This is a genomic window from Dokdonia sp. R78006, assembly GCF_042466145.1.
Taxonomy (GTDB): domain Bacteria; phylum Bacteroidota; class Bacteroidia; order Flavobacteriales; family Flavobacteriaceae; genus Dokdonia.
Genome location: NZ_JAXHBU010000001.1, coordinates 525,001 through 551,497 on the forward strand (window position 1 = coordinate 525,001; position 26,497 = coordinate 551,497).

The 26,497-nt window shown below is 38.8% G+C and carries 14 protein-coding genes, 2 tRNA genes and 4 rRNA genes (1 of these 20 cut by a window edge); 8 read left to right on the forward strand and 12 right to left on the reverse strand.

The window, feature by feature from the left end:
* The 7 genes from SJY37_RS02460 to SJY37_RS02490 all read right to left on the reverse strand — a co-directional run.
* Positions 1–1,179, reverse strand: a 16S ribosomal RNA gene (locus SJY37_RS02460) (it extends 345 nt beyond the left edge of the window).
* 529 nt (positions 1,180–1,708) lie between these two features.
* Positions 1,709–1,816: ribosomal RNA gene (gene rrf / locus SJY37_RS02465) — 5S ribosomal RNA — on the reverse strand.
* A gap of 206 nt (positions 1,817–2,022) precedes the next feature.
* Positions 2,023–4,848: ribosomal RNA gene (locus SJY37_RS02470) — 23S ribosomal RNA — on the reverse strand.
* Between the two features lie 279 nt (positions 4,849–5,127).
* Positions 5,128–5,204, reverse strand: a tRNA-Ala gene (locus SJY37_RS02475).
* A gap of 174 nt (positions 5,205–5,378) precedes the next feature.
* Positions 5,379–5,452 (reverse strand) — tRNA-Ile (locus SJY37_RS02480).
* Positions 5,453–5,652: 200 nt separating this feature from the next.
* Positions 5,653–7,176: ribosomal RNA gene (locus SJY37_RS02485) — 16S ribosomal RNA — on the reverse strand.
* The 16S, 23S and 5S rRNA genes sit together here with 2 tRNA genes alongside, the layout of an rRNA operon.
* 757 nt (positions 7,177–7,933) lie before the next feature.
* A complete protein-coding gene (locus SJY37_RS02490) occupies positions 7,934–9,880 on the reverse strand; it encodes a putative porin (RefSeq protein ID WP_379952798.1) in 1,947 nt (648 codons plus the stop codon).
* A gap of 108 nt (positions 9,881–9,988) precedes the next feature.
* Between SJY37_RS02490 and SJY37_RS02495 the strand changes: the two genes are divergently transcribed.
* Together SJY37_RS02495 and SJY37_RS02500 are read left to right on the forward strand one after the other, a co-directional pair.
* Entirely contained in the window at positions 9,989–10,627 is a 639-nt protein-coding gene (locus SJY37_RS02495) for a ribonuclease HII (protein WP_379952799.1), read from the forward strand.
* A gap of 93 nt (positions 10,628–10,720) precedes the next feature.
* Positions 10,721–13,177 (forward strand): hypothetical protein, encoded by a 2,457-nt coding sequence (locus SJY37_RS02500; protein ID WP_379952800.1) that lies wholly within the window; start codon positions 10,721–10,723, stop codon positions 13,175–13,177.
* A 10-nt stretch (positions 13,178–13,187) separates the two neighbouring features.
* Here the strand turns inward: SJY37_RS02500 and lipB are convergent, their stop codons facing one another.
* The 3 genes from lipB to SJY37_RS02515 form a co-directional block, all read right to left on the reverse strand.
* Complete coding sequence (lipB, locus tag SJY37_RS02505; RefSeq protein ID WP_379952801.1) at positions 13,188–13,913, reverse strand: lipoyl(octanoyl) transferase LipB; 726 nt, start codon at positions 13,911–13,913, stop codon at positions 13,188–13,190.
* A 314-nt stretch (positions 13,914–14,227) separates the two neighbouring features.
* Positions 14,228–15,082, reverse strand: a complete 855-nt coding sequence (locus SJY37_RS02510) for a hypothetical protein (protein WP_379952802.1) — start codon at positions 15,080–15,082, stop codon at positions 14,228–14,230.
* Entirely contained in the window at positions 15,079–15,243 is a 165-nt protein-coding gene (locus SJY37_RS02515; RefSeq protein ID WP_379952803.1) for a YqaE/Pmp3 family membrane protein, read from the reverse strand. The genes SJY37_RS02510 and SJY37_RS02515 overlap by 4 nt, the downstream gene beginning before the upstream one ends.
* A gap of 183 nt (positions 15,244–15,426) precedes the next feature.
* Between SJY37_RS02515 and lysS the strand changes: the two genes are divergently transcribed.
* The 5 genes from lysS (at position 15,427) to SJY37_RS02540 (ending at position 22,210) form a co-directional block, all read left to right on the forward strand.
* Positions 15,427–17,121: a lysine--tRNA ligase gene (gene lysS / locus SJY37_RS02520; protein WP_298329135.1), complete on the forward strand. Its 1,695-nt coding sequence runs from the start codon at positions 15,427–15,429 to the stop codon at positions 17,119–17,121.
* A 229-nt stretch (positions 17,122–17,350) separates the two neighbouring features.
* Positions 17,351–18,757 (forward strand): T9SS type A sorting domain-containing protein, encoded by a 1,407-nt coding sequence (locus tag SJY37_RS02525; protein ID WP_298329138.1) that lies wholly within the window; start codon positions 17,351–17,353, stop codon positions 18,755–18,757.
* Between the two features lie 282 nt (positions 18,758–19,039).
* Positions 19,040–21,007 (forward strand): hypothetical protein, encoded by a 1,968-nt coding sequence (locus SJY37_RS02530; protein ID WP_298329141.1) that lies wholly within the window; start codon positions 19,040–19,042, stop codon positions 21,005–21,007.
* A gap of 116 nt (positions 21,008–21,123) precedes the next feature.
* Entirely contained in the window at positions 21,124–21,390 is a 267-nt protein-coding gene (locus SJY37_RS02535) for a hypothetical protein (RefSeq protein WP_298329144.1), read from the forward strand.
* A gap of 16 nt (positions 21,391–21,406) precedes the next feature.
* Positions 21,407–22,210, forward strand: a complete 804-nt coding sequence (locus SJY37_RS02540; protein ID WP_298329147.1) for a toxin-antitoxin system YwqK family antitoxin — start codon at positions 21,407–21,409, stop codon at positions 22,208–22,210.
* A gap of 228 nt (positions 22,211–22,438) precedes the next feature.
* Here the strand turns inward: SJY37_RS02540 and SJY37_RS02545 are convergent, their stop codons facing one another.
* Both SJY37_RS02545 and SJY37_RS02550 read right to left on the reverse strand, forming a co-directional pair.
* Positions 22,439–23,701: a hypothetical protein gene (locus SJY37_RS02545; protein WP_298329150.1), complete on the reverse strand. Its 1,263-nt coding sequence runs from the start codon at positions 23,699–23,701 to the stop codon at positions 22,439–22,441.
* 384 nt (positions 23,702–24,085) lie between these two features.
* On the reverse strand, positions 24,086–25,129 hold the full coding sequence (locus SJY37_RS02550; protein ID WP_298329153.1) for an NAD(P)/FAD-dependent oxidoreductase: 1,044 nt from the start codon (positions 25,127–25,129) through the stop codon (positions 24,086–24,088).
* A 285-nt stretch (positions 25,130–25,414) separates the two neighbouring features.
* On the opposite strand from SJY37_RS02550, the gene SJY37_RS02555 reads away from it, so the two are divergent.
* Complete coding sequence (locus tag SJY37_RS02555; protein ID WP_298329156.1) at positions 25,415–26,437, forward strand: adenosine deaminase; 1,023 nt, start codon at positions 25,415–25,417, stop codon at positions 26,435–26,437.
* Positions 26,438–26,497 lie beyond the last annotated feature (60 nt).

Below are 26,497 nucleotides of genomic sequence, written 5' to 3' on the forward strand. Positions count from 1 at the left end.
TCCCCACCTTCCTCACGGTTTGCACCGGCAGTCTGGCTAGAGTTCCCGACATTACTCGCTGGCAACTAACCACAGGGGTTGCGCTCGTTATAGGACTTAACCTGACACCTCACGGCACGAGCTGACGACAACCATGCAGCACCTTGTAATCTGTCCGAAGAAAACTCTATCTCTAAAGCTGTCAGACTACATTTAAGCCCTGGTAAGGTTCCTCGCGTATCATCGAATTAAACCACATGCTCCACCGCTTGTGCGGGCCCCCGTCAATTCCTTTGAGTTTCATTCTTGCGAACGTACTCCCCAGGTGGGATACTTATCACTTTCGCTTAGTCACTCAGTCCGAAAACCAAACAACTAGTATCCATCGTTTACGGCGTAGACTACCAGGGTATCTAATCCTGTTCGCTACCTACGCTTTCGTCCATCAGCGTCAATATATTGTTAGTGATCTGCCTTCGCAATCGGTATTCTATGTAATCTCTAAGCATTTCACCGCTACACTACATATTCTAACCACTTCACAATAATTCAAGACATACAGTATCAATGGCAATTCTATGGTTGAGCCACAGACTTTCACCACTGACTTATATGCCCGCCTACGGACCCTTTAAACCCAATGATTCCGGATAACGCTTGCACCCTCCGTATTACCGCGGCTGCTGGCACGGAGTTAGCCGGTGCTTATTCTTATGGTACCGTCATCAGTCTACACGTAGACCTTATTCTTCCCATATAAAAGTAGTTTACAACCCATAGGGCAGTCTTCCTACACGCGGCATGGCTGGATCAGAGTTGCCTCCATTGTCCAATATTCCTCACTGCTGCCTCCCGTAGGAGTCTGGTCCGTGTCTCAGTACCAGTGTGGGGGATCTCCCTCTCAGGACCCCTATCTATCGTAGTCTTGGTAAGCCGTTACCTTACCAACAAACTAATAGAACGCATAGTCATCTTATACCGCCGAAACTTTAATGTCCAAATGATGCCATTCAAACATACTATGGGGTATTAATCTTCGTTTCCAAAGGCTATCCCCCAGTATAAGGTAGATTCTATACGCGTTACGCACCCGTGCGCCGGTCGTCAGCAAGTAGCAAGCTACCTCTGTTACCCCTCGACTTGCATGTGTTAAGCCTGCCGCTAGCGTTCATCCTGAGCCAGGATCAAACTCTTCATCGTGTATTGTAAATAAATTTAACTCCTCACGACTCGAAATATCTGGTCAATAATAAACTTCTAGTTTTCAAATTCTTTGTAATAATACCCGAAGGTATTAATACGCGCTGTCAATTCAATAAATCAATGAACTTTCTCTACCAATATTAATAATAGAAAACTCTTGTAAATGCTAAGGATTCGAACCCTAAATTAGACTAACTAATCTTCCAAAACATCTCAATAAATTACTTTTGAACTTCGCTAGATATGTTACTGTTTCTCTAAGCGGGTGCAAATATACAACTGTTTTTTAAACTCACAACTTAATCTTAAAAATAATTGAAAATTTAATTTTCAACCCTTAAAAACCAAGCAACAATCGTAATGAACATAACTCCCAAATAATCTCCATTTGTTAGCGGCTGCAAAACTACAACCTTTTTCCTAATCACAAACTATCTTTTTAAAAATAATTTAAATTAAAAATAAGAGACTAATATATGAGATTTGATAAAAAAAGCTCCAATACAATAGTTGTATTGGAGCCTTAAAAAGGCGGCGACCTACTCTCCCACGAGTGCAGTACCATCGGCGCTGACGGGCTTAACTTCTCTGTTCGAAATGGGAAGAGGTGAGCCCCGTCGCTATAACCACCTTAGTTTTAGCTTCGGTTATAGACTATAAGCAGTTGGCTTGCGCCGCTTGCTTAAGGACTATTGCCTAAAGCGTGCATCTTTGATGCACAAATATCTTAACATAAAAGGAAGTAATTAAAGTAATACTTGAAGTATATGGTATAGGTAATCTTACTTATTTAATCTATTAAAAGAGTTTCCTCCTCCGCTATTGCTAGCGGAGGAAGCGTACATAAGCTTACGGGTTATTAGTACTACTCGGCTATGACATTACTGCCTTTACACCTATAGCCTATCAACGTGGTAGTCTCCCACGACCCTTTAAAGAAATCTCATCTTGTGGTGGGTTTCGCGCTTATATGCTTTCAGCGCTTATCCCTTCCCGACATAGCTACCCAGCAATGCTCCTGGCGGAACAACTGGTACACCAGCGGTCAGTCCAATCCGGTCCTCTCGTACTAGGATCAGATCCACTCAAATTTCTTGCGCCCACTGTAGATAGAGACCGAACTGTCTCACGACGTTCTGAACCCAGCTCGCGTGCCACTTTAATGGGCGAACAGCCCAACCCTTGGGACCTTCTCCAGCCCCAGGATGTGACGAGCCGACATCGAGGTGCCAAACCCCCCCGTCGATATGAGCTCTTGGGGGAGATCAGCCTGTTATCCCCGGCGTACCTTTTATCCTTTGAGCGATGGCCCTTCCATGCGGAACCACCGGATCACTATGCTCTACTTTCGTACCTGATCGACTTGTAGGTCTCTCAGTCAAGCTCCCTTATGCCATTGCACTCTACACACGATTGCCAACCGTATTGAGGGAACCTTTAGAAGCCTCCGTTACTCTTTTGGAGGCGACCACCCCAGTCAAACTACCCACCACGCACTGTTCTTCTCACAGAAGTTAGACTCCGAATAAGTAAAGGGTGGTATTTCAACAATGACTCCACCACGCCTAGCGACGCAGCTTCGATGTCTCCCACCTATCCTACACATTACTTATCCAAAGCCAATACGAAGCTATAGTAAAGGTGCACGGGGTCTTTTCGTCCCACAGCGGGTAACCGGCATCTTCACCGATACTACAATTTCACCGAGCTCATGGCCGAGACAGTGTCCAGATCGTTGCACCATTCGTGCAGGTCGGAACTTACCCGACAAGGAATTTCGCTACCTTAGGACCGTTATAGTTACGGCCGCCGTTTACCGGGGCTTCAATTCAGATCTTCGCCGAAGCTAAACCCTCCTCTTAACCTTCCGGCACCGGGCAGGTGTCAGGCCCTATACATCATCTTTCGATTTAGCAGAGCCCTGTGTTTTTGATAAACAGTCGCCTGGACCTCTTCACTGCGGCCCATCCGAAGATGGGCGACCCTTCTCCCGAAGTTACGGGTCGATTTTGCCTAGTTCCTTAGCCATGAATCTCTCGAGCACCTTAGAATTCTCATCCCAACCACCTGTGTCGGTTTACGGTACAGGCTGCTTCACTTGCTTTTCTTGGAACTCGATTTGCTGGATTATCACCTTGACCGTAGTCTCAGTGTACTATCGGAGAGTTACCTCTTCCTTCAACGCACAATTCCGTCTGTGCGCACCAACTTTTCGAATCCGTCGCTTTTAATGTGAGCAGGTACGGGAATATTAACCCGTTGTCCATCCACTACCCCGTTCGGGTTCGCGTTAGGCCCTGACTAACCCTCAGCTGATTAGCATAGCTGAGGAAACCTTGGTCTTTCGGTGTGCGGGTTTCTCGCCCGCATTATCGTTACTTATGCCTACATTTTCTTTTCTGTACGCTCCAGCATACCTCACAGTACACCTTCAACGCAAACAGAATGCTCCCCTACCGATCACTGCTCGTGCAGGATCCCATAGCTTCGGTAGTATGTTTATGCCCGATTATTATCCATGCCGGATCGCTCGACTAGTGAGCTGTTACGCACTCTTTAAATGAATGGCTGCTTCCAAGCCAACATCCTAGCTGTCAAAGCAATCCAACCGCGTTTTTTCAACTTAACATACATTTGGGGACCTTAGCTGATGGTCTGGGTTCTTTCCCTCTCGGACATGGACCTTAGCACCCATGCCCTCACTGCTGATTAACATTTTATAGCATTCGGAGTTTGTCAGGAATTGGTAGGCGGTGAAGCCCCCGCATCCAATCAGTAGCTCTACCTCTATAAAACTATAAATCAACGCTGCACCTAAATGCATTTCGGGGAGTACGAGCTATTTCCGAGTTTGATTGGCCTTTCACCCCTACCCTCAGGTCATCCCAAGACTTTTCAACGTCAACGGGTTCGGTCCTCCACTTTGGGTTAACAAAGCTTCAACCTGCCCAAGGGTAGATCACACGGTTTCGCGTCTACTCAAACTAACTAAACGCCCTATTCAGACTCGCTTTCGCTACGGCTCCGACTCTAAAAGTCTTAACCTTGCTAGTTAAAGTAACTCGTAGGCTCATTATGCAAAAGGCACGCCGTCAGTCCGAGGACCTCCGACCGCTTGTAAGCGTATGGTTTCAGGTTCTATTTCACTCCCTTATTCAGGGTTCTTTTCACCTTTCCCTCACGGTACTGGTTCACTATCGGTCTCTCAGGAGTATTTAGCCTTATGGGATGGTCCCCACAGTTTCATACAGGGTTTCACGTGCCCCGCACTACTCAGGATACCACTATCTGTAACTGTCTTTACTTATACCGGGCTATCACCGTCTATGGCTACTCTTTCCAAAGTATTCTAATTCATAAAGCACAAAATGTCGTGGTCCTACAACCCCAGCAATGCCGTAACATTACTGGTTTGGGCTAATCCGCGTTCGCTCGCCACTACTAGCGGAATCACTATTGTTTTCTTCTCCTCCGGGTACTTAGATGTTTCAGTTCTCCGGGTTTGCCCCATTTCTGGTACTATATCTTCAATATAGTGGGTTGCCCCATTCGGATATCTACGGATCAATTCTTGTGTGCAGATCCCCGTAGCTTTTCGCAGCTTATCACGTCCTTCATCGCCTCTGAGAGCCTAGGCATTCCCCATACGCCCTTAATTAGCTTATTGTACTTATTGCTCTTTTAAGGGCTTATGTATAAAATACATAAACCTTTATATTATAATGAGTTAATCATATTATATTCATATTCTTGCGTATATAACCGGCTAGGTTACATACGACTTCTCGTATTCTTTAATTATTTCCCAATATGTCAATGAACGTTTTCCAATAATCAGTATAATATCTATGTAAATAAAAACGTATTACACTCTCGTGAATCCTGTGTTTTTAAAAACTATATCCTTTATACCTAAGGATGATAACTACTATAAAGTAACTATCTTGGTGGAGAATATCGGAGTCGAACCGATGACCTCCTGCGTGCAAGGCAGGCGCTCTAGCCAGCTGAGCTAATCCCCCATTTTTATGAAATTCCGATGATGACATCAGTTTTCGAATGACGAAGTAATGATTCTCAACTTCTAAAATTTCCTTCAAAATGCAATAAAATGAACATCGCGATTTATTAAGCTTTCGCAAAAGCGTAACTAACAATCAAATACATCTTTTAAAATATATCTACTTATTAATTAGTAGTCTCAGGCAGACTCGAACTGCCGACCTCTACATTATCAGTGTAGCGCTCTAACCAGCTGAGCTATGAGACTGTAATTAAACAATCTATAGTCGTTAAGTAATAGTCTTAAGTATAAAACTATACACTAAAGTCTAACTACTATTTACTTGTTTTATTAAAATTAAATCGACAGCTATTGAAAACTAAAACCTATTTTAACCTTTCGGTCGTAAGTCGTTTGCTGTATGTTAGAGCGCAACGCATTGCGCACTCCACAGGGACAAGCTCTAGAAAGGAGGTGTTCCAGCCGCACCTTCCGGTACGGCTACCTTGTTACGACTTAGCCCTAGTTACCAGTTTTACCCTAGGCCGCTCCTTACGGTGACGGACTTCAGGTACCCCCAGCTTCCATGGCTTGACGGGCGGTGTGTACAAGGCCCGGGAACGTATTCACCGGATCATGGCTGATATCCGATTACTAGCGATTCCAGCTTCATGGAGTCGAGTTGCAGACTCCAATCCGAACTGAGATAGGGTTTATAGATTCGCTCCTGGTCGCCCAGTGGCTGCTCTCTGTCCCTACCATTGTAGCACGTGTGTGGCCCAGGACGTAAGGGCCGTGATGATTTGACGTCATCCCCACCTTCCTCACGGTTTGCACCGGCAGTCTGGCTAGAGTTCCCGACATTACTCGCTGGCAACTAACCACAGGGGTTGCGCTCGTTATAGGACTTAACCTGACACCTCACGGCACGAGCTGACGACAACCATGCAGCACCTTGTAAATTGTCCGAAGAAAAAACTATCTCTAGTCCTGTCAATCTACATTTAAGCCCTGGTAAGGTTCCTCGCGTATCATCGAATTAAACCACATGCTCCACCGCTTGTGCGGGCCCCCGTCAATTCCTTTGAGTTTCATTCTTGCGAACGTACTCCCCAGGTGGGATACTTATCACTTTCGCTTAGTCACTCAGTCCGAAGACCAAACAACTAGTATCCATCGTTTACGGCGTAGACTACCAGGGTATCTAATCCTGTTCGCTACCTACGCTTTCGTCCATCAGCGTCAATATATTGTTAGTGATCTGCCTTCGCAATCGGTATTCTATGTAATCTCTAAGCATTTCACCGCTACACTACATATTCTAACCACTTCACAATAATTCAAGACATACAGTATCAATGGCAATTCTATGGTTGAGCCACAGACTTTCACCACTGACTTATATGCCCGCCTACGGACCCTTTAAACCCAATGATTCCGGATAACGCTTGCACCCTCCGTATTACCGCGGCTGCTGGCACGGAGTTAGCCGGTGCTTATTCTTATGGTACCGTCATCAGTCTACACGTAGACCTTATTCTTCCCATATAAAAGTAGTTTACAACCCATAGGGCAGTCTTCCTACACGCGGCATGGCTGGATCAGAGTTGCCTCCATTGTCCAATATTCCTCACTGCTGCCTCCCGTAGGAGTCTGGTCCGTGTCTCAGTACCAGTGTGGGGGATCTCCCTCTCAGGACCCCTATCTATCGTAGTCTTGGTAAGCCGTTACCTTACCAACAAACTAATAGAACGCATAGTCATCTTATACCGCCGAAACTTTAATGTCCAAATGATGCCATTCAAACATACTATGGGGTATTAATCTTCGTTTCCAAAGGCTATCCCCCAGTATAAGGTAGATTCTATACGCGTTACGCACCCGTGCGCCGGTCGTCAGCAAGTAGCAAGCTACCTCTGTTACCCCTCGACTTGCATGTGTTAAGCCTGCCGCTAGCGTTCATCCTGAGCCAGGATCAAACTCTTCATCGTGTATTGTAAATAAATTTAACTCCTCACGACTCGAAATATCTGGTCAATAATAAACTTCTAGTTTTCAAATTCTTTGTAATAATACCCGAAGGTATTAATACGCGCTGTCAATTCAATAAATCAATGAACTTTCTCTACCAATATTAATAATAGAAAACTCTTGTAAATGCTAAGGATTCGAACCCTAAATTAGACTAACTAATCTTCCAAAACATCTCAATAAATTACTTTTGAACTTCGCTAGATATGTTACTGTTTCTCTAAGCGGGTGCAAATATACAACTGTTTTTTAAACTCACAACTTAATCTTAAAAATAATTGAAAATTTAATTTTCAACCTCTAAAACTAAGCAACAATCGCAATGAACATAACTCCCAAATAACCTCCATTTGTTAGCGGCTGCAAAACTACAACCTTTTTCCTAATCACAAACTATCTTTTGAAAAATAATTTGAAGAAATAAAAACAAACTTTTTGAAGACATTTAAAAGAACAACCGCTTGCTGTTAAGCGGGTGGCAAAGATACACCGAAGTTCTAATCTGACAAGAATATTCTTAGGAAAATTTTAAGAAAAAATGCAACTCACTGTAAACTCAAGAAATAGCTTTTAAAATAATTTGATTGACACCTCAACAACTATAAAAGAACCCTGTTTTACACCCTAAAAACTCAGGGAAACTAGCAATTCCTACCTCAGCAACCATCAAATAGCGGCAAAAACTACCCTAGATATTTTCGCGAAAGCGTAAACTACCTATAAGAAGAAGTTCCACACGATACCAAAACGTATATTAAAGTCTCTATATGGATATCCAGGGGCACTGTAAAAGTCGTTTCCTGTAAAACTACTATTGAAATGTTCTGCTTTTATAAAGATTCTTGTTTGGCGGACTTTCATATTAATAAAGAAGTCCAATAATGGAAAGTTACCTAGCTCCTCTGTGTTTTGTACATAAAACTCAGCTAAGATAGGATCATAGCCATTGAGGTTATACTTAGTAAAGTAGTTTGCTGTGATACCCGTCTGTAAAAACAATGCTTTCTTAAAGAGACGGTCTGTAAAGTAAAAACTACCTCTCCCTACGACATCTGGAACATTGAGCACACCCTCTGCCCCTGTTACGTTTTGATAGGTAGCCGTGAGATCAAGGTTAAACTTACCAAACTTGACATCTCTATTTGCACTTATCTTTAAATGATTTACCGCTTCTCCAGATTGACGAGACGCTACAAGCCCGTCTTCCCCAAGTCCAAAATATGCGTAGTCCTTTATAGTAGACGCAGACGCCTCAAGATTTACGAGACTCTTTGCATCTAGTTGTGCTGCTAGCGTATTTGTTTTTACAGTAGCATAGTTGTCTTGATTAGACCAGTTATAGTTTAAATAATTACTTTGAAACAGTAAGTGATTAAAACTAGCTTGTCTTGCATTACTAAGAATGCTCACAGAGAATCGCTTATCATCTGCTATCGAATATCCCGCTTCTCCATATATATTGTACCCATCAAAATCACCCACCACATTTACCTGTGCCTCTCCTTCTATATCAAATCCCCCAATCCTATTTTTGTAAGCTCCACCCACAGCAATATTTGTACCCTGTAATCTGTTAGGCACACGCTCAGAAACACCATCCCCATCTGCATCTTGAATAAGCACTGCGTTATATCCATAATCATAATACAAAGCGTTTGCTTGAAACTTGAGCTGCCCTAGCTTTTTATCTTCATAAACAGCATTGATCTCATTATAGGTTTCTTCGTGATCTGTTCTATCTGAAAAACTGGTCTGACTAAACGCCTCACCAAAAATTGCATTTGCCGCGTCTTGTCTATAAGTATAGAACTTATTCTCACTATTAAAAATATGCCCGACTCTAAGACTATAATCCTTGAGGCTATCTTTTTTCTGTACAAGATTATAATGATGGTTAACATATATGCGTGTCCCATCAAGTATACTTTCTGCATCCTCAAAGTTTACAGGTAATCTTGATCTATCACTAAAGTCTCCTTCACCACTATTAAACTGCTCTATACCTTGCTCTGTAAGTCCGCCGTTTTCTTGATTTAATAAATCTTGTGCAACCCAGTGTCCTCTTATATGATATCTATCGTTTTTAGTACGATAGCTACTTGCAAATCTAAAGTTACCAGAACTCGTTAAGGCATTTTGATATTTACCTAAACTACGCACTCCTTTATATGCAATAGACATATTAAGTCGTGGATGTATATTTAAGGTAAAGAATGCATCTAGCTGCTGCCCTTGCTCAAAGGCACTTCTGTAAAACAATTCTGTAAGCGGCGTAGGTAGATGATAGTAATTAATATCTTCTACCTCCATATATGCAAAATGTCTAGCCTGCGCTATATATCCCGGTGTAGTACGTCTATTATTAAAGTCATAGATGAGCGTGTTATTAGTTTGCCCAGTGTTTGCAAATGGCAATAAGCCATATCTATCTTTACGCAGGTAATTAAATTTGTAGTCCTTCTTTATGTTAAGTGTAGTATCTACATGCGTAGTATCTCTAGCAATTGATATGATTTTATAATCCTCGACTGGAGGTCTTTCAAACTTCTTTATGTTAGTAGAAGAAACCTCTCTGGCATTAAGAGGATCACTATTATTGTCTTGCTGTATAATACCCGTAGATGACCCTTTAGTAGGAATTCGAGAAATTTGTGCAAAAAGCATGGTTTGCAACAGGCAAAATAATAAAATCAAAACTCCTCTCATACAAAAAAATTATAGCGTCAAAATTACATTTTTATCCTCGAACCTCGTATTTTCAGCTCCACAAAGATGCTTAAACTCAAATATCATACTCATCTCATAGAATGTGGCACGGACGAAGCTGGCCGTGGCTGCCTCGCAGGCCCTGTTACTGCTGCTGCCGTAATGCTTCCAGACAACTTCATTAACGAGATACTTACAGATTCTAAACTTCTCACAGAGAAGAAACGTGAATTACTCAAACCTATTATAGAAGAAGAAGCAATTGCTTACGGATTTGCTCATGTTATGATGAGTGAGATAGACGATATTAATATCCTTAATGCTTCCATCTTAGGAATGCACCGCAGTATTGAAAGTATGATAAGTACGCTTTCGCGAAAGCAAAAAAAACCACAACACATTCTTGTAGACGGCAATCGGTTTAAACCTTTCCCTAAGATTGACCACACCACAGTCATAAAGGGCGACGGAAAATACTTGCCTATTGCTGCTGCGTCTATTATTGCAAAAACTGCTCGTGATGAATATATGAATCTCATACACGAAGAGTTCCCTATGTACAATTGGAAGAAAAACAAAGGATACCCCACCAAGGAACATCGAGAGGCTATACGCAGATATGGTATTACAAAGTATCATCGCAAGAGCTTTAAGTTACTTCCAGAACAATACGAACTAGATTTTACGTTTAAGAATAACAGCTAATCCCTTGTTTAAAAAGTAGTCAATAACAATATGAGGTTCTCAAGAAGTTCTCAAGACTGAGGTTGTATTTTTGAACCCACCTTAAGCGCACTTATGAAATCTTTCTTTTACATACTTTTTAGCCTTGTTATTCTCGCTAGTTGCGATACTACACCAAAGGCATCATCTTCTCTTACTAAATATATACCTCGCAAAGCGGCGGTTGTCATAAAGACTAATGACTTTAAGGATCTTAAAAGTGCACTTGTAAATAATGACCTTATACAAGAGCTAGCTCCTACGGCACTTTATAAAACCCTAGTTAAAGGGCAGACATTGTTTAAAGACATACAACCAGATGGCGAGACCTTGTTGTGTTATACAAAACTAGGCCGTAATGACTATGACATTAGTATGATCACAAAAGCGCATGCTTCGCTTTTTAAAGGAGACTCGCTACTAATGAAAGAAGCAGCACTTAAGGACCCTACTATTAAAACATTAGGCGGAACTGCGCATTATCTTATATATAAGGACGTGCTCATTGCTAGTACATCAAAAATTCTTTTAGAAAATGTATTGAGAGAGGATAACACAGACATCTATGAAGATAACCTTTTTGAAAAAGCATACACCTCTTCTAGCAATAGCGCTACGGCTTCTATATTCATAAGAGGATCAGAAGGTGCTAGCTTGTATAAAAGTCTATTTCCTAATGCAACAGCAAATGCGCTCAAAAATTCGTTTTCTTGGACTGCCGCAGATGTTGACTTGGATAACAATGACATCAGATTGAGTGGTGTTGCGCTGGTGCAAGATTCTACATCACAAAGATTAAGCTTACTTAAAGACACACAACCAGTAGTGAATAGAATTGCATCTATTACTCCTACGGCTGCAATTGCTGTAGAGGCTATCACCTATGACGACTGGCAGCAGTTTAAATCTAGTAAAGCAGATTTTTTAAAACTAGATCTCTCTAAATATACGCTTGCAAGAGAGGATCTTTTTGCTAGTTTCTCAGAGGTAGGAATGATTCATCTGCCTAAAGGGAAAGTAATAGTAGGAGTTTCTACAGATATTACGGTTACTGGCAATGAACTCGCGAGCGCTTCAGAAAAAGCTGAGTTTAGAAAGGTTTCCATCTATGCGATTAATATGGGTTCCGCTTTCGCGAAAGCGTACTCACCTCTACTCAATCTTTCATCTCCTACTTTATACGCATCTATAGATGACTTCTATCTTTTTGCCGAAAATCAAGAAGCTCTAGAAACTGTAATTGCCAACTATCAGAATAAAGCAACCTTATCTAACAGCGCTACCTTCCAGAACACGGAAAGCACTTTAAGTCGTGCGTCTAGTTATTTACATATTTCTAGTCTGAGCAGTAATGCATATAAAGAGCTCGCCTCAGAAGATGGTCAAAAAGTATTAAAAGATATCACTCTGGATGGCTATGATTATAGCGCGCTACAACTCATACAAGAAAAGGACTATTTGCTACTAAATATGGCAATTCTCAAGAACGATGAGGCTACTACAGATGCAAATATTGCTCAAATTGCCAATGTAAAACTAAGCGCAGATATCACAATGACGCCGCAGCTAGTAACAAATCATCGTACTAATGGGAAGGATGTAGTGGTACAAGACGTAAACAACACGCTATATCTAATAAGTAATGCAGGAAAAGTATTGTGGCAAAAAGACCTAGATGGTCAAATACTAGGTAACGTGCAGCAGATTGATTTATATCGTAATGGCAGATTGCAACTCGCTTTTACGACGCCGTCTTCATTTTATGTGTTGGATCGTAATGGTAAAGAAGTGAGTCCTTATCCGCTCTCTTTTAAAGATAACATCACGCAACCGCTTTCTATCTTCGACTATGACAATAACAGTAATTACCGTTTTGTCATCGTACAAAACGATAAAGTACTGATGTATGATAAAAATGCAAAAGCTGTTTCTGGATTTACCTTTAGAGAAGCAGGAAGTGCAATTTTATATCCTCCAGCACATATGCGCATAGGTAACAAAGATTATATCACGATTGCCGAGAATAGCGGGAAGCTGCACATCTTAAATCGCACAGGAAAAACGCGAATTGACGTTAAAGAAAAAATCAACTTTGGAGATACTCCTATATATAAGTATGGCAACAACTTTGAAACCTTTACAGTTAATGGTGAGAAAGTGAGCATTAACACTTCTGGGAAGCTTACCCAGAGTATTTCAGATTTTCAATCGGATTCAAAAATCGCTATTGAGGATAAATTGAAAGTAGGTTTGAGAGAAAACAAACTTGTGGTAAATGGTAAGAAGAGAGAAATTGCCTTTGGGACTTATACTTCGCCTAGTATCTCAAGCACTGGAAAATCACAATACATTGCTATCACCAATACAGAATCTAGCGAAGTCTATATCTATGACAATAAAGGTGTATTACTACCTAACTTTCCTATCTATGGAACCTCTAAGGCAGATGTTGGCTTTTTACGAAGCAATAAGTCTCTAGGTTTTGTAACTCAGGGAGGTAGTAACTCGGTATTGATTTACAAGATTAACTAGCGCGTCGTCCTTATATATATTCCGCGCCCGCTTCTGGAGTTATAAAGTTGGCTTCAAAGAGCGCTGTAAAGTGTTTGAGTAATTTCTCTTTTACTTCGGCTTCGTCTACGGTTGCTTTACCTAGCTCTACATTAAGAGAGGTCACTGCTTTGTCTTTTATCCCACAAGGAATCATCAGGTCAAAGTAGCCCAAGTCTGCATTTACGTTTAGTGCAAATCCGTGCATGGTTACCCAGCGGCTAGCGCGCACACCCATAGCACAAATTTTACGTGCAAATGGCGTTCCCACATCAAACCACACACCCGTTTCTCCAGGAGAGCGTTCGGCCTTTAGTCCGTATTCGGCTAGGGTAAGAATTACCATCTCTTCCAGTAGTCTCAAGTACTTGTGAATGTCTCTAAAAAAGCTATCAAGATCAAGAATAGGATATCCTACAATTTGACCGGGACCGTGATAGGTGATATCTCCACCGCGGTTAATCTTATAAAAACTAGCTTTTTTCTCGGCAAGCTCCTTTTCGCTAACAAGCAAATTAGAAAGATCACCACTCTTGCCCAGTGTAAACACATGAGGATGCTCTACAAACAAGAAATGATTAGGCGTTACCAGTCCGGCGTTTTGTCTACGGTTTGCGATTTTCATATCCACCGTTTTCTTAAAAAGCGTCTCTTGGTAGTCCCAAGTTTCCTTATAATCTCGATTTCCGAGGTCCTGTAAAATGATATTTTTATTCACGGCGCAAAGGTAAGAAAGGGTTGAGAGTATTGAAAGTTTTATTAATTGATTGCTGTTGTGAAAGAGTTCTTCTGGTTTTATTTAGTGTATGTGAATACTCTTATGAAACATCTCCCCTAGCCCCTCTTCAAAGAGGGGAACACTCGCATGAGAATTGCAACGAAGTTGCAAAAATTGAAAGCCCCTCTTCGAAGAGGGGTTGGGGAGATGTCCGCGAGTTGTGAAAAAACCACCCTTCAAGGACGGGGAAAGCTTTTAAAACTAAAAAAACCTCCTACCATATAGTAGAAGGTCTTTATAATAATTATCGTGACTTATTTATCCTCAAGAACCACCTCAAAGTTTTCTAAGGTTTTGTCTGTTCCTTCTAGTAGGGTTTTATAGTCTATGGAGAAGGTTACTGTTTTGCCATCTTCTGAGATTATTGCGCCTTTAGGAGATACGGAGATTACTTTTCTTGGGAATACGTATTCTAGTTCCATAGTAGATTGATCTAGTACTTCGTCCATACCTAGCACCATCTCTTTCATCATATTGTTTTCCGCTTCTCCATTCTCATCTTTAAAGACGGCATCCTCTACGTCTTGTCTTGTCTTTTCAGATAATTCGCTGCTGCCTTCTAGGTGTCTTGATAGCGCTTTAGGGTCTGTTCTTCTAAAGGTATTATCAGTAAAAGTATAGATCACCTTGTTTGTACTCAGCATACTATTTGCTGGGCTACTACTTGCTTGCTCTCCGCCTGGTGTGGTTTTCTTTGCGCTTTCAAATACTTTATCTACATCATATGCGATGCGCTCTATCTCCTTAAACTCTTTGAAGTCTTTTATGACAGTAAGTACCATCACCCCATTCTCCTCGTCTATGTTCATATTCATAGCAAAGTCTTTAAGTGCTTTCACATTCTCTTGCTGTGCAGCTGGTAATGTGGCGATGCTATCCTTGTAGATTTCTAGAAAGTCATTAAACACCATTGTGGTGTCCATCTTTTCCTTCTTCTTTTCTGGGTTACTTGCTCCGCTCTGGGCAGCGATTGCCATAATTTGTGATAAGTCAAATTTAGACTCATAACGACCTCCCATGTCTTCATTAAAAACAATACGCTCATGCATACTACAACTCACCAGTAACACTAAGAGTACTACGAGCAGTCCATAAACCTTTTTACTCATTCCTGTTTTTTTGGATTATTTAATATTACGAGTGCTGCAATTACGCCAGGCACCCAGCCACAGAGCCAAAGTAAGAAAACTATTAATACAGACCCACATCCTTTGCCTATTACAGCTAGTGGTGGAAAAAAGATGGCAAGTAAGACGCGCCAGATACTCATAAGTGAAGTTTTTTTTATCCTCTCCTTCGGTTGGAAAGGTTGATTGATGTACTTAATAAGACGACATAATTTTCAGATTGTTACAATGTTGATTTCTGAGCGGGCTATTACTATCTTTGCGCCGCTCTACCGCTATTTGTGTGTAGCGCTTATTTGCAAAAAATATAAAAGAATTATTACTGTATGCAACTGTCAGAACAAGAACAAGTACGCCGTCAAAAATTATCCCGCTTGCGCGAAATAGGAATCAATCCTTATCCAGCAGCACAATACCACGTTACTCATAGCTCTAAGAAAGCAATCGCAGACTATAAAGAGGGTGAGAAGGTAGTAATGGCAGGTCGCTTGATGCGAAAGAAGATTCAAGGTTCTGCATCTTTTGGAGAGATCCAAGATGGTGAAGGTCGCATACAATTATACTTTAACCGTGACGAGATTTGCCCGGGAGAAGATAAGTCTCATTATAACGAAGTGTTTAAAAAACTACTAGACCTTGGTGATTTCATTGGTGTAGAAGGAACGTTGTTTACTACACAAGTAGGTGAGATAACGGTATCACTTACTGGCTTTACACTATTAAGTAAAGCACTTAAACCATTACCACTTCCTAAAACAGATGCAGAGGGTAACACCTATGATGAGTTTATAGATCCAGAAATGCGTTACCGCCAGCGTTATGCAGATCTTGCTGTAAACCCACACGTAAAAGAAGTATTTGTAAAACGCACCAAGCTTTTTAATGCGATGCGTAACTTCTTTAACGACGCAGGATATTTTGAAGTAGAGACTCCTATCCTACAGCCTATTGCTGGAGGAGCTGCAGCACGACCATTTGTGACGCACCACAACTCACTAGATATGCCATTATATATGCGTATTGCAAATGAGCTGTATTTAAAGCGTCTCATTGTTGGCGGATTTGAAGGAGTGTATGAGTTTTCAAAGAACTTCCGTAATGAAGGGATGGACCGCACGCACAATCCAGAATTTACCGCGATGGAAATTTATGTAGCTTATAAAGACTACAACTGGATGATGGAGTTTTGTGAACAGTTACTAGAGCACTGTGCAATTGCTGTAAACGGAACTACAAAGGCAACCTTTGGTGAGCACGAAGTAGATTTTAAAGCTCCGTATGCTAGAGTAACCATGGCAGATAGTATCAAGCACTTTACAGGTTTTGATATTCTTGATAAAACAGAAGATGAGATACGCGCTGCCGCACAAGGCATGGGTATCGAGGTAGATGAGACTATGGGTAAAGGAAAACTCATAGATGAGATTTTTGGTGAGAAGTGTGAGGGTAACTACATACAGCCTACCTACATCACAGACTATCCTAAAGAGATGAGCCCGCTATGTAAGGAGCACCGTGATAACCCAGAACTTACAGAACGTTTTGAGTTGATGGTTTGTGGTAAAGAGATTGCAAATGCATACTCAGAGCTTAACGATCCTATCGACCAGCGTGAGCGTTTTGAGGCACAGCTAGAACTTGCAAAACGTGGTGATGACGAGGCAACAGCTTCTATAGATTATGACTTCTTGCGTTCATTAGAGTACGGGATGCCTCCTACCTCAGGAATGGGAATTGGGATGGACCGTTTGATTATGTTCTTGACTAATAACCAGTCTATACAAGAAGTACTGTTCTTCCCACAGATGAAACCAGAAAAGAAGGCACTTGATCTTAACGAGAACGAAAAAGCAATTTACGACCTCCTTAAAAAGGAAAGCCCTCAAGAACTTGGTGCACTCAAAGCTGCAGCAGGTTTAAGTAACAAAGGATGGGACAAAGGCCTTAAAGGTCTTACCAAACTAGGCGCTGCCAAAGTTTCTAAAACAGACGAAGGTTTGTTTGTAACCATTGCAGACTAACTCCACCGTCTTGCTATAAAAGACAACCTAAAAACCGACTATCAAATCCCTGCTTTTTAAGTGGGGATTTTTTTATGCGCTTTCGCGAAAATTTGAATTGGTTACCTCGATGCTGTTAGCCCCCAAACTTATCTTCAAGACTCGAACACCACTTTTTAGTAAGATATTGATAAGAAAATAGCCTAATATTTTTCGTTGAATTTTAAATTATATTTGCCGAAAATCAATTATGAAAATTACTTGCATTTTATTGTTTGCTATATTTTTTACAAATAATCTCATTGCACAAGAATGGGAAAGAATTGCAGAAGTTGCTGATGTAAATGGTATGCTATTAAGCAACAACGGTGAAATTCTCTACGAATACAAGGGATCACCTTCACGCTACAATTTTTATAATGTATTAGAAGAAGAAATTTCTTTTGATTATACTGTTGAAGTAGAGCGTCGCGGCCAGTTTTCCCAGAGTACTGACGTGTTTGTGATATTAACCGAAAATGCAGAAGAAATTAATGTCTACTCTAACGATAATGGAAACCTAAGTCTTTCGCAGACTATAGAATATGAGTATTCTGGTCAATCTATTTATCATTTTTATCAAATATCTGGTGATGGCTCAAGTATTTTGGTTTTGAGTAATGTAGAATGGATTCAAAATGAATCACTTGAAAATAGAATCACCAAATATAGTCTTATAAATGGCGAATATACTTTTGATGGTACGTTTACATATACAATGGGAGATGTATATAACGCTGGCACTGAATTTTCGGTAAGTCATGATGGCAATCGAGTTTTGATAAGCTCTCCTGGACCAGGTTCCAATAATGGACTAAATGGAGAGACAAGGATTTATGAAAATATCAATGGAGCTTGGAGTCAGGTGGGTAATACGATAACTGCTTATGCTGATGAATCACGAGTAGCACGACAAGATTTAAGTGCTGACGGTAATAGAATTATTATGACATATTTATTCGACGATACTGCAGCAGAGGATGCGGGTGCAGCACGCGTTTTTGAATATGATAATAGTTCTTGGAACGAAATCGGATCATTTTTCGGAGAACAAGCTTTTGATGCCATGGGACAACGTGTGCAAATCTCTAATGATGGTAAAACGATTGCTGTACAAGCACTTCAGAACAATAATATTGAAGATTCGAGAAGAGCTTACATTAAAGTTCACGAAGAAATTAATGGCACTTGGTTTCAAAAAGGGACTACATTTTATAATCCAGATATAAGTAGATTTTATTTTTACGGCTTTGGCTTTACCCTTTCTGAAGATGGACAACGCTTAGGAATTGACAACTCTTTTGACAATACTGATCCGGATTACGTAGGCACGTACAATGTGTATCAATTTAATGAAAATCTAGGGATTAATAATACGTATTCACTTAGCCATAGTGTACATCCTAATCCAAGTAGTGGGAATTTTAAAATTGAATTCAAAGAATCTCAAGAGTCAGCAACTCTAAATCTTGTTGATATTTCTGGGCGAATCCTATATACTTTTTCCATTACGCAATCTTCACATTTTACAGTAAACGAAACCCTTCCTGCAGGTATTTATTTTCTTACTATAGAGAGTGGAGGATTATCATCTGTAGAAAAAATTATAATAGAATAAACTGGTTCCTAATTTGGCTCAAGTTAGAATAGCAATTTATCATACCTACAATTAGAACGCTTACTTTTTTTAAGCTTAAGTATATCCCTGCTTTTTAAGTGGGGATTTTTTTATGCGCTTTCGCGAAAATTTGAATTGGTTAGCTCGATGCTGATAATTATGCATATTTATTGCATTAATTAACCCAAAGTAAGGTAAACCGTAAAGGAGGTGTATTGGGATGTTGTATTTTAGATTTTTAGTATTAGCTCCTATTCAGCTCAAAACATAATAGAAAAATTCATGCACAAATCTGACTTAAATAGAGTTGTCTTTTACTCAAAAGAAGACATGGCGAGTGGTCATCAACTTCGAAAAGGAGAGCTGATTTTGCGAGCTGAAATAAAATCTGAATACAACGACGTTAATGAAATTTTAGAACTTTATAATATAAAGAAATATATTGATATTGAACTGTTTTTGAATGACTGGACTTCTGAGGATATTTTAGTATTCAAAAATAAAGCAACTGAGTTTGGGAAAATTATTGGAAGATTTATGTCACAAATTAATGACATAAATATTATTGACTTATATAACAAAACTCTTAGAAATTATATTAATTCATTTTGGGAATTAGTTAATAATCAAAATGTATTCAAACGTATTTCTGAAGAAAACTTTCAAAAATTATTATTATACGAATCTCACTTAATTCATATCATTTTAAATCATAAAAATATTGTTGAAAGATACAATGCAACTATAAGAGATTTTCTTCTAACCTATCCTCAGTCTGCTGAGATATTACTTTCAATTTACGAGGTAAAAGATGATTTGAAAAAAAAACAAAAAACTCTTCCTAAAAGTCTCACAGCTATAGACAAAGAAGCTATAATCTTAAATTATTTAAATTCTAACGTAACAAACTTAAATTATGTCGAATTGATACAAAATTTCAGAAACAAAAATGACTTTAAAATTTTAGATAAAACTAGACTAAAAGCAAAACGTTTACTCAAAAAAGAAACTGATAAATTATTTGCTAACAAACAAGGACTAAACTACGGGGTAAAAATTAGTTTCCCTGAAAATCTTAATAAAATCAAAGATGGATTTGTTGATGATAATCTCATAGCTAATTATTCTTATAGTCTAGATTTTATAAAACAAAATAGAGCTACCTATCAATTGTTTCTCAATTTCAAATACTTATTCGAATATCTCGATAATCAAAATAGAATAAATCTTGTCAGTAAGAGAAGTGAAATGGGAGCATTGGAGCGTATAATGGGCGTTCATTCGCAAAATGAATATAGAAGTGGAACATCATTCTCGTTATCTGAAGTAACTTCACACAGCCAAATTTATACTTATAGCCAAGTTCTCAAGAATTTAAGTAATTCATTAGAAAATATTCTTCACCTTACATTTACAAATGTATTCCAAAAAAAATACTCTTTTGCTGACAATGCCAGATTTTCAATTCCAACGGCAACATCATACTTTGAAAAAGTCAGATTATTAGCACCTGAGTTTGAATCCGCGTTGAAACAATTTAAACTCTATGTTGAAGACGGAATTATTGATTTTGAACTTCTGCAAATATCATCTTCACCATCAACCATAAAAGATATTCCCAGTCTAAATTCAAAAAAATATATTTATTTGAATGAAACTAGTGAAGTGATGGTTGGCTGTTCAAATATATTTTTTTCAGACCAAACTCTTTTAGCCTATGTTGAACCATTCAAGGAAGACAAGTATAGTAACTTTTTTGACCTACTAGCAAATGAAGAAGTGAAATTCACTAGTTACGAAGAATATCAAAAACCTAGATTGAACTATCTTATCAAAAACGGATTTATCAGAGTTAATAAAAATAATTTTATACAAATGGTAAATCCTGCTAGGGTTCTAATATTAAAAGATTTATATGAAAATGATGTTGGTTCATATTATAATTACCCAATAGATTTTCAACGAGAAGCTCAAAGAATGGATTCAGAGGATATTATCAATTTTGAAAATTCATTATTCTCAAAAACTGAACAAGATTATTTTAATTATTTTTTAAACAAAAGCCAGTTTACAAATGGATTAGATTTGAGAAATAGTTACCTACATGGAACTCAAGCCGACCCAAATGAAATCGAAAAGCACGAATACGCATATTTCACATATTTAAAATTAATATTCTTAGCCTTTTTAAAAATAGATGATGATTTAAGTATTTATCGTGCTACAAAAAAACAGAACGCAGAAGGCTAATTCGGAATTCAATGCTCATTTAAAAAGTTTGAGAAATTTTAAATTGGTCTTATTAAACGAAAATTACTTTAAGAAATTAGGATCAGTTTTAAACTAACGTTTATTTTCACCCAAAAATGAAAGCCATCAAACCCATACTATATATACTACTCATACTTTCAGTGTTCGCTGCAATAAGAGCATTGCTAAGTCTTGGTTATTATGCACTAGATTGCACAAGTGCTGCTTGTAAGGAGTTTGGGATGATTTTTATCTATATCCTTAGCTTTGTAATTACTTTAAGTATCATTTACATAGCAGATAGACTTAAAGGTGATAAGCGTAAAACAACCTTTATCATTATAGCACTAGCGAGTATCGCTATCAATATAATATTCAGATAAAAAATATCACGTCATAATGCGTCCACCTTACTCCTACCTCATCATCTTCCTCCTACTCCTAAGCACACACATCACCAGCGCTCAAGAAAAACAAGTAGTTGAGTATTTCAATTCAGGTGAGAAAAAAAGTGCGGGGCTTAAAAATGCTGCTGGCTTTCCTACGGGTGAGTGGGTTTATTATAGAAAGGATGGAGCGATAGATACTAAGCTCAGCTTTAATGGCTCAGATAATCCAGTAGGCCCTTTTAAAATGTATTACCGCAACGGGCAGTTGCAAACTAAAGGTTCTTATGCGAGTGAAGGTTTCTATAGTATGGATGGCCCTTACGAGGATTATTACAGTAATGGCCAACTAAGATCTAAAGGAGTTTATAAGGAGAATCGAAGTGTTGGCAGTTGGATGGGGTATTGGGAAAATGGCCAACTCAAATCAAAAATCACCTATAGCAGCGAAGGTGTGATTATAAGTAATACAGAATATCACAGCAATGGCAACTTGAGACTAGATGCTACCTATACTGATAAAGGCGACTTTACCGGCAACCTCAATATTTATTATGAAGATGGAACGCTATTTACCTCTCAAGAATTTGATGCGCTAGGTAACAAGAAAGGCGTGTACACGTCTTTCTACAAGAACGGCAGTATCAAGGAGCAAGGTGAATATGCAGGCATCGATTACTTTAAGAAAAAAGGCGCCTGGAAATCTTTATACAAAGATGGTACACTACAAATAATGGTTACCTATGATAGCCAAGGCAACCGTCTAGAGATTAAACGCTATGACACCAATGGGGATTTGATTCCTGAGAAGGAATGATATAGGAGCTGTTTTCGCGAAAGCGTACTAATTATCTATTTACTAAGTTGAACAATAATTAAAAAAGCAGTCGACTAATTATTCTTTATCCTTCTAGTTACTAACTAGGATCTTCTAGAATTAATCTGAAAAGTAAAAAAGCTGAACAATCAGTTGACTGTTCAGCTTTTATTTAAGTTAATTTATTTTTGAATAATCTGATTCTATTAGTTAGAACGCAATAAACTTCTAGTTACAATCCAAAGAATATGATGCACTATCATCTTTCTGCCAATCACTTGGAATATTGTCTACATCATCTACCTCAATACAACTTAAATTGGGGCTCTCGTTTACGATCATTAATTCCAACATCGAATTATTACCATTCCTTAAATCTAACTGGGCAAGTTGAGAACTTCTTAGGGCTACGAATTCTTCCAAGTTGGGCTGATTAGATAAATCTAACTGTTCAATAAATGTATCACTACAATAAACACCTTTCAAGTTGGTATTTTGCTCAATAAAAAGTGATGTAAGTAAATTTTCAGAAACATCCAATTTTTCAAGATTTACGTTACTACTTACATCAATTATTGTTAGGTTATTAAATGATAAATATAATTCTGTTAATTCTTGGTTTTGAGAGACGTCAACTTGAGAAATAGAATTCCTAGTTAAGTTCAATATACTCAACAAAGGATTATTTGATAAGTCAATACTAGATAAGTTATTATTACTCAAACGAGCACTTTCTAAGTTCACAAATTGAGATAAATCAATCGAAATCAACTCATTATGCTCAATGGATAGTACTTTAACATTAGAATTACCCTCCATATCGAAACTTTCCAACTGGTTGAAACTTAAAAAGATTCTTTCAAAAGAGGAATCTGTTAAGACGGATACGTCTGTGATATTATTACCGACCGCATTTAAGTCTCTCGCATTTGTAAAGTAAACTATGTCACTTAGGCTCGATATCTCCTTCTGCGACAACGACAAAGTTTCAGTAAATAAAGAGGCTTCACATTCAGAAATCTCACCATCTAAGTTTATATCAATAGGTTCAGGGTTGTCTAGTAATGCTTGCTTCAAGTTTGCATCTGTAAAATTTATGTTATCACTTACCGGAAATTCTATTTCGAGAGTATTACTCAGCTCTGATTCTGCTTGAAGATTATCTATTGCCGTAACGTTAATTACAGCTGGATAGTTTGATAAACTAACCTCGGCTGTATACGTAAGGCCTGTTAAATCACTAGCTACAAGAACATCATTAACGTAAACCTTATAAGTAATTGAGTTATTTTCATTTATATCACTTGAGGCAGACCAACTTAGTCCTATCATATTACATTCTTGTTCCTCTAAAGATAAATTAACAGCTGTAGGGGCAGTATTCACCTCTGGTGGCGAAACAACTTCTACACTAACACTGTCATCTTCCGAACTACAGGAAAAAAATGTGGTTACAAGTAAAATAATTGACATTTTGATTAAAGCTTTCATATCTGATTTTAGTTTTTTGATTGGCTGGCAAATTAAGAAATAAAAAAATAAATTGTCAGAATAAACCTACTATTTAGAAATACTCTTTTTAATAAAGAATCAACAAACTATTGGATTGCAAGTTTGCGATTCGATCTATTCAAAGTGATTTGTAGATAGCACTAACCAATTCTTATTTTGGTAACAGTAGTGGTGAGATATGCTTTATAGGAAACTATAAAGAGCTTCATCTACGACAATTAAGGAAAGCTCCTTAACTTCAAACGCTATGACACTAATGGTAATTTGATTCCTGAGAAGGAATGATATAAAAGCTATTTTCGCGAAAGCGTTATTAGTAGCTATCTACTAGTTATTGCACTACCATAAACGGAGTTAAGCTAGTTACCCCTTTGCATCAATTAAGTCTGCAAGATAAAGCGCATCCTTAGACACTCCGCCTAAGGTTGCAGATCCGCGAGTGTACATCCACGGTAGGCCTAAGAAATACAGGCCATCGATGTTGCTTACACCTCTGCGGTTTTTTGGATAGCTATCTGCATCAAGCTCTAAGCCCTCTATCCATTGAAAATTAGGGCGATATCCAGTTGCCCATATGATGTTTTTAATACTAGCTACTTTCTTGTTTTCGAAGATGATTTCCTCATGCATGGCATCTTTAGTTCTACCGCTTATAATGACGTTGTCTCTAGAAAGAATTTCTTTTACATCTGTGCCTATAACAGGCTGAGTAAATGAGCTTATCCTCTTACCCATCCAGCTATACTTATTAAAACTTAGAAAACCTGTGACAGTAAACCACCACCATAATGACTTGCCCAAAATATGCTGCGGTAAGGATTTTACCGTGGTATCTCCAGAAAAAAAGACCTTCCTGCGACCATCTTTTGAGAGTTCGTTTAAGATTTGATATCCAGAGTCTCCTCCACCTACTACGAGCGCATCGCCCTCTTGTAATTGATCGAGTCCTTTGTAATAGTTACTGTGCATCTGCGTGATACTGTCTGCAATTTTAGTATTACAAGGTGGCGTGTATGGCGTGTGAAAAGGACCTGTGGCAACCACCACATTTTTTGCCTCAAGATCACCATCCTTATGTGCGAGGATAAATCCTTTTGCTGTCTTAGTTATAGCAGTAATTAATGTATTAAGTTTTACAGGGATTTCAAAAGTAGACACATAAGACTTAAAATAATCTGCTACTTCATATTTACTTGGGTAATGACCTTTAGGAGTGTCAAATTTTAAACCTGGCAGATGGTTGTATTCGGTAGGGGTAAATAGTTTTAAGGAATCCCATCTGTTTAACCACGACGCCCCTATTTCTTTATCACCATCTACCACCACGTAGTTCTTCCCCATCTTTTTTAAATGGTACGCTATAGATAATCCAGCTTGTGCTCCTCCTATTACTACATAATCTAACATCTGTTGCCCTTCTAATTTTTTGCAAAAATAGACATTAAGAATAGCTTTCCTCCTTTTTATAGCTTTCAATAAAATCAAACACTATAATCAGAATATTTTACTATAAATATTCCGTATCACAATCACTTTTTAGATTATTTTTCATGTACGAAATATTACAATGTGGGTGGTTACGCTTTCGCGAAAGCATACTTATCATAAGGCTAGTTCACGTGCAACTCAAGGCCAATAAAACCACTTCATACAAATAACCCTACCTTTGTAGTCACAAAAAAAATAGCTACAATGAATAATACTCCCCTAAGAACCCTTGTACAAGGCATTCCAAAAACAGAACTTCACCTCCATATAGAAGGTAGTTTTGAGCCAGAATTGATGTTTGAGATTGCAAAGCGCAATAACATCACCCTTGCTTATGATTCTATTGAATCATTGAAAAAGGCATATACATTTAATAACCTTCAAGAGTTTCTAGACATCTACTATACAGGTGCACAAGTACTCTTACACGAGCAAGATTTTTATGATCTTACGTGGGCATATCTTACCACAGTACATAGTGAGAACGTGGTACACGTAGAGGTGTTCTTTGATCCACAAACACACACAGATCGCGGTGTTCCTTTTAAAACAGTAATCACCGGGATTTACAATGCGCTTGAGAAAGCAAAAAGTGAATACGGTATTACTTATAAACTTATCATGTCTTACTTGAGGCATTTAAGTGAGGAAGCTGCTTTTAAAACGCTAGAAGAATCACAGCCATACAAAGCGTGGATAGATGGTGTAGGGCTTGACTCTTCTGAGCAAGGAAATCCTCCTAGTAAATTTAAAAACGTATTTGAAGCCTCGGCAAAAGAAGGTTACAAACTAGTTGCACACGCCGGTGAAGAAGGCCCAGCAGATTATATTTGGGAAGCGCTTGACGTATTAAACGTTGTGCGTATAGATCACGGTAATCGCTGCCTAAGTGATGACGCACTTGTGGAGCGTCTTGTAAAAGAGCAAATTCCGTTAACGCTTTGCCCTACTAGTAATGTAGCGCTTAAGGTGATTGACAAGATGGAAGAACACCCAGTAGCACAGATGCTAGACAAAGGGATTCTTGCGACGATACACTCTGATGACCCAGCTTACTTTGGCGGATACATGAATGAGAATTACTACCAGACAGCAAGTGCCTTAAACTTATCTAAGGAGCAAATCATGCAACTTGCTATTAATGGTTTTAAAGCAAGCTGGCTTACCGAAGATGAGAAAGAAGCACACATCACAAAGGTGAAAGCATACTTTGCTTCCATCGATTAAGTATTTTAATAAGGTTGCGCTTTTGTAAGAGCGCAACCTTATTTCTATCATTCTGTAAGG